The organism is Microbacterium sp. zg.Y909, assembly GCF_024626565.1.
This window is the reverse complement of sequence record NZ_JANJFJ010000357.1, coordinates 1-4,520: the sequence shown is the minus strand read 5'-3', so window position 1 is coordinate 4,520 and position 4,520 is coordinate 1. Positions and strand designations below refer to the sequence as shown.

Genomic DNA, 4,520 nt, shown 5'->3' with positions numbered 1-4,520 from the left:
CGGGAGCAGGACTTCCGCGGCAGCATCTACCCGCTGCTGGAGGCGATCGAGGAGCAGGTGACGCTCATCCGCCTCATGACCGAGATGGTCCCGGACGACCAGGGTCTGGCGGCGAGCATCGGGCGCGAGAACGAGCCGTTCGGGCTCGCCGAGGCATCCGTCATCACCGGCGACTACGACGCCACCGGTTCCCGTGCGCGCATCGGGCTGCTCGGCCCCACGCGCATGGATTACCCCACGAACATGGCGGCCGTGCGCGCCGTCGCACATTATCTGAGCCGGCTGCTCGAAGAAGACGAGCGCTCGCGCTGACGAACCCGACGCCGCCTTGCCGCGGCACGAAAGGCGACTGTGGCTGACCACTATGACGTACTCGGCGTCTCGCGCGACGCGACCCCTGACGAGATCAAGAAGGCGTATCGCCGTCTCGCGCGTGAACTGCACCCCGACGTCAACCCGGGCGAGGAGGCATCGGAGCGCTTCAAGCTGGTGACCCACGCCTACGACGTGCTCAGCGACCCGGACCAGCGCGCGCGCTACGACATGGGCGGCGACAGCGGCCTCGGCGGCGCCGGCGGATTCACCAACTTCGGCGACATCTTCGAGACGTTCTTCGGTGCCGGCGGCGGCGGGGGCCGGTCGGGGCGGCCGCGATCGCGCCGCGAACGCGGGCAGGACGCGCTGGTGCGCGTCACGCTGCAGCTGGGCGACGTCGTGTTCGGGGTGCACCGCGACATCGAGGTCGACACCGCGGTGCTCTGCGACACCTGTCAGGGCTCGTGCTGCCAGCCCGGCACGCAGCCGGCGACCTGCGACATCTGCCACGGCACCGGACACGTGCAGCGCACCGTGCGCAGCCTGCTCGGCAACATGGTCACCTCGCAGCCCTGCAACGTGTGCCAGGGCTACGGCACGACCATTCCGTTCCCCTGCACCACGTGCCAGGGCCAGGGACGCGTGCGCGCCCGGCGCACGGTGTCGCTCGACATCCCCGCGGGCGTCGAGACCGGCCTGCGCCTGCAGCTGCCGGGATCGGGCGAGGTCGGCCCCGCGGGCGGCCCGAACGGCGACCTGTACATCGAGGTCACGGTGGCGTCGCACGAGACCTTCAGCCGCGAGGGCGATGACCTGCTCGCCACTCTCGAGGTGTCCATGCCCGACGCCATCCTGGGCACGACGACGACCATCGAATCGCTCGACGGTCCGGTCGACCTCGAGGTGCGCCCCGGCGTGCAGTCCGGCGACGTGCTCACGATCAAGGGCCGCGGCATCACGCCGTTGCGCGGCGCGCAGCGCGGGGACCTGAGGGTGGCCGTGCACGTGGTGACGCCTACGCGCCTCGACGCCAAGGAGCGTGCCCTCATCGAGGACTTCGCCCGGCGCACGAAGTCGCCGAGCCCGCGGCTGGCCGAGTTCCACCAGGGTCTCTTCTCCAAGCTTCGCGACCGATTCCGCGCCTGACGATGGCGCTGCACTTCGTCGATGACGCGGCCGAGGGAGCCGCGCCCGGCGACCACGTCACGCTGACGGGAGCCGAGGCGCACCACGCCGCCGCCGTCCGGCGCGTGCGCGTGGGCGAGGGCGTCACCCTCGGCGACGGCCGTGGCACCTGGCTCACCGGCGTCTGCGCGTCGGTCGCGCCTCGCGAGGTCGTCGTCGAGGTCCTCGAGCGCGAGGTCGTACCGGCGCCGGCTCGCCGCGTGGTGCTCGTGCAGGCGCTGGCGAAGGGCGACCGCGACGAGCTCGCCGTGCAGGCCGCGACCGAGCTCGGCGTGGACGAGGTGATCCCCTGGCAGGCGGCCCGCAGCATCTCGCGCTGGGATGCGGCCAAGGCCGAGAAGGGCCGCTCCCGCTGGGCGACCATCGCCCGCGAGGCCGGAAAGCAAGCGCACCGGGCGTGGCTTCCGGAGGTCGCCCCCGTCGTCACCACCCGGCAGCTGACGCAGATGGCCGAGACGGCCCACGTGCTGGTTCTCGAGCCCACGGCATCCGTCGCTCTGACGACGCTTGCGCTGACCGATGACGATCGCGACGTCGTGCTGGTGGTGGGCCCCGAGGGCGGCATCGCGCCCGAAGAGCTGCAGGCACTGGATGCCGCCGGCGCGGTGCAGGTGCGCCTGGGCGCGACGGTGCTGCGCACCTCGACCGCGGGACCGGCTGCCCTCGCCGTCGTGAACGCGTCGCTCGGCCGCTGGTGACGGCGACGCGGCGCGCGCCCGCGTCCCGGGGCAGGGCGCAGTGAGCGGGGCGCTCGGTAGACTGGACCGCATGACTGAACCGAGCGTGTTCACGCGCATCCTCAACGGCGAGATCCCCTCCGACATCGTCGCCGAGACCGAGAACGCGTTCGCCATCCGCGACATCGCCCCGCAGGCCCCGGTGCATCTGCTCGTCATCCCCAAGACACAGGAGTACCGCAACGTCGCCGAGCTCGCTGCGGGTGACCCGCAGCTGCTCGCCGAGATGGTCGGCCTGGCCTCGAGCCTGGCCGCCGAGCACGGTGACGGCGATTTCCGTCTGGTGTTCAACACCGGCCCGAGTGCCGGTCAGACCGTCTTCCACGTGCACGCGCACGTACTGGCCGGTGGCTTGGAGGAGTCGAGTGTCGCAAGCTGACGCAGGGGAGCCCTCGGGCGACGTCACGGTCGACCGCATCTGGGTCGACGGCGTCGCGATGGTGCAGCTGCTGGGACCGCAGGACCGCCTGCTGCGGGTGGTCGAGCGGGAGCACCCCGACGTGGACGTGCACGTGCGGGGAAACGAGATCACGCTGTCGGGGGATGCCGCTGCGGTGGTCGCCGCACGCGAGCTCGTGGACGAGCTGATCACCATGACCCGCGCCGGTCAGGGACTGGACGCCGTCGACGTCTCGAGTTCGAGCCGCATGCTGCGCAGCGACGGCCCGAGGCCGTCCGAGGTCATGGGCGAGGCGATCCTGACCACGCGCGGCAAGGTGATCCGCCCGAAGACCGCGGGCCAGAAGGCCTACGTCGACGCGATCGACGAGAACACCATCGTCTTCGGCATCGGTCCGGCCGGTACCGGCAAGACCTACCTCGCGATGGCCAAGGCCGTGCAGGCCCTGCAGCGCAAAGAGGTCAACCGCATCATCCTCACCCGTCCCGCCGTCGAGGCGGGGGAGCGGCTGGGCTTTCTGCCGGGCTCGCTGACGGACAAGATCGACCCCTACCTGCGCCCGCTGTACGACGCACTCAACGAGATGCTCGACCCCGAGCTCGTTCCCAAGCTCATGGCCAGCGGCACCATCGAAGTCGCGCCGCTGGCGTACATGCGCGGTCGCACCCTGAACGACTCCTTCGTCGTGCTCGACGAGGCGCAGAACACCACCCCCGAGCAGATGAAGATGTTCCTCACCCGCCTGGGCTTCGGCACCCGCATGGTGGTCACCGGCGACATCACCCAGGTCGACCTGCCGCAGGGCACCTCGGGGCTGCGCCTGGTCACGCGCGTGCTGAAGGACATCGACGACATCCACTTCGCCCAGCTCACCAGTGACGACGTCGTGCGTCACACCCTTGTCGGGCGCATCGTCGACGCGTACAGCGTCTACGACGAGCAGCGCCTCGCCCACCGGCGTGAGCGCGATGAGGCATCCGAATTCGCCAACCGCGCCGAACGGCGCGGTGCGTCGCGCTCCGCCGGGCCGCGCGACCACATTCCCAAACGAGGACGCTCATGACCATCGAGATCAACAACGAGTCGGGAGTGCCGGTCGACGAGACCGTGCTGCTGCGACTCATGGAGCACAACCTCGCGGGCCTCAACGTCAGTCCCGACGCCGACGTGGCGATTCTGCTCGTCGACGAAGGCGCGATGGAGGCGCTGCACGTGCAGTGGATGGACGAGCCCGGTCCGACCGACGTGCTGAGCTTCCCGATGGACGAGCTGCGCCCCGGAACGGAAGACATGCCGACCCCCGCCGGGCTGCTGGGCGACATCGTGCTCTGCCCGCAGGTGGCCGAGGCGCAGGCGCTCGCGGCACGCCACTCCACGCTCGACGAACTGGTGATGCTCACCACGCACGGTCTGCTGCATCTGCTCGGCTTCGATCACGCCGAGCCCGAAGAAGAGCGCGAGATGTTCGGGCTGCAGAAGCAGCTCATCCTCGACTTCGCCGCGGCTGAGCGGCGGCGCCCCCGCACATGACCGAGCTGCTGCTGCTGCTCGCCGCCGTTGTTCTGGTGGCCCTCGGCGGCCTCATGGCGGCCCTCGACGCCGCTCTGGCGGTCACGGGGCGCGCAGGCCTCACCGAACTCGCCGCCACCGCCCGGTCGCGCACCGCCTTGACCAAGATCGCAGACGACCCCGAGGCGCACGGCAACGCGGTGGTGTTCATCCGCATCCTCGCCGAGACCACCGCCGCGGTGCTGGTGACGGTCGCATTCACCCTGGCCTTCGACAACATCTGGTGGGCGATGCTCGCCGCCGCGCTCCTCATGACCGTGGTGTCGTTCGTGCTGGTGGGCGCCAGTCCGCGTTCGGCGGGACGCCAGCACGCG

General features: G+C 70.7%; 6 protein-coding genes and 1 pseudogene. All 7 read left to right on the top strand.

Going from position 1 to position 4,520, the window contains the following annotated elements; all coding sequences use genetic code 11:
• A pseudogene (locus NQ160_RS19095) lies at positions 1-312 on the top strand (heat-inducible transcriptional repressor HrcA); the annotation flags it as partial.
• A gap of 39 nt (positions 313-351) precedes the next feature.
• Positions 352-1,461 (top strand): molecular chaperone DnaJ, encoded by a 1,110-nt coding sequence (gene dnaJ, locus NQ160_RS19090; RefSeq protein ID WP_257516689.1) that lies wholly within the window; start codon positions 352-354, stop codon positions 1,459-1,461.
• 2 nt (positions 1,462-1,463) lie between these two features.
• A complete protein-coding gene (locus NQ160_RS19085; protein WP_257516688.1) occupies positions 1,464-2,198 on the top strand; it encodes a 16S rRNA (uracil(1498)-N(3))-methyltransferase in 735 nt (244 codons plus the stop codon).
• Positions 2,199-2,268: 70 nt separating this feature from the next.
• Positions 2,269-2,616, top strand: a complete 348-nt coding sequence (locus NQ160_RS19080; RefSeq protein ID WP_257516687.1) for a histidine triad nucleotide-binding protein — start codon at positions 2,269-2,271, stop codon at positions 2,614-2,616.
• A 58-nt stretch (positions 2,617-2,674) separates the two neighbouring features.
• Positions 2,675-3,700 carry a PhoH family protein gene (locus NQ160_RS19075; RefSeq protein WP_257516691.1) on the top strand — a complete coding sequence of 342 codons (1,026 nt, stop codon included), beginning with the start codon at positions 2,675-2,677 and terminating at the stop codon, positions 3,698-3,700.
• Positions 3,697-4,167 carry an rRNA maturation RNase YbeY gene (gene ybeY, locus NQ160_RS19070; protein WP_257516686.1) on the top strand — a complete coding sequence of 157 codons (471 nt, stop codon included), beginning with the start codon at positions 3,697-3,699 and terminating at the stop codon, positions 4,165-4,167. Before NQ160_RS19075 ends, ybeY begins: the two co-directional genes overlap by 4 nt.
• A partial coding sequence (locus tag NQ160_RS19065) for a DUF21 domain-containing protein (protein WP_257516685.1) occupies positions 4,164-4,520 on the top strand: 357 nt, incomplete at its 3' end. The genes ybeY and NQ160_RS19065, both read left to right, overlap by 4 nt.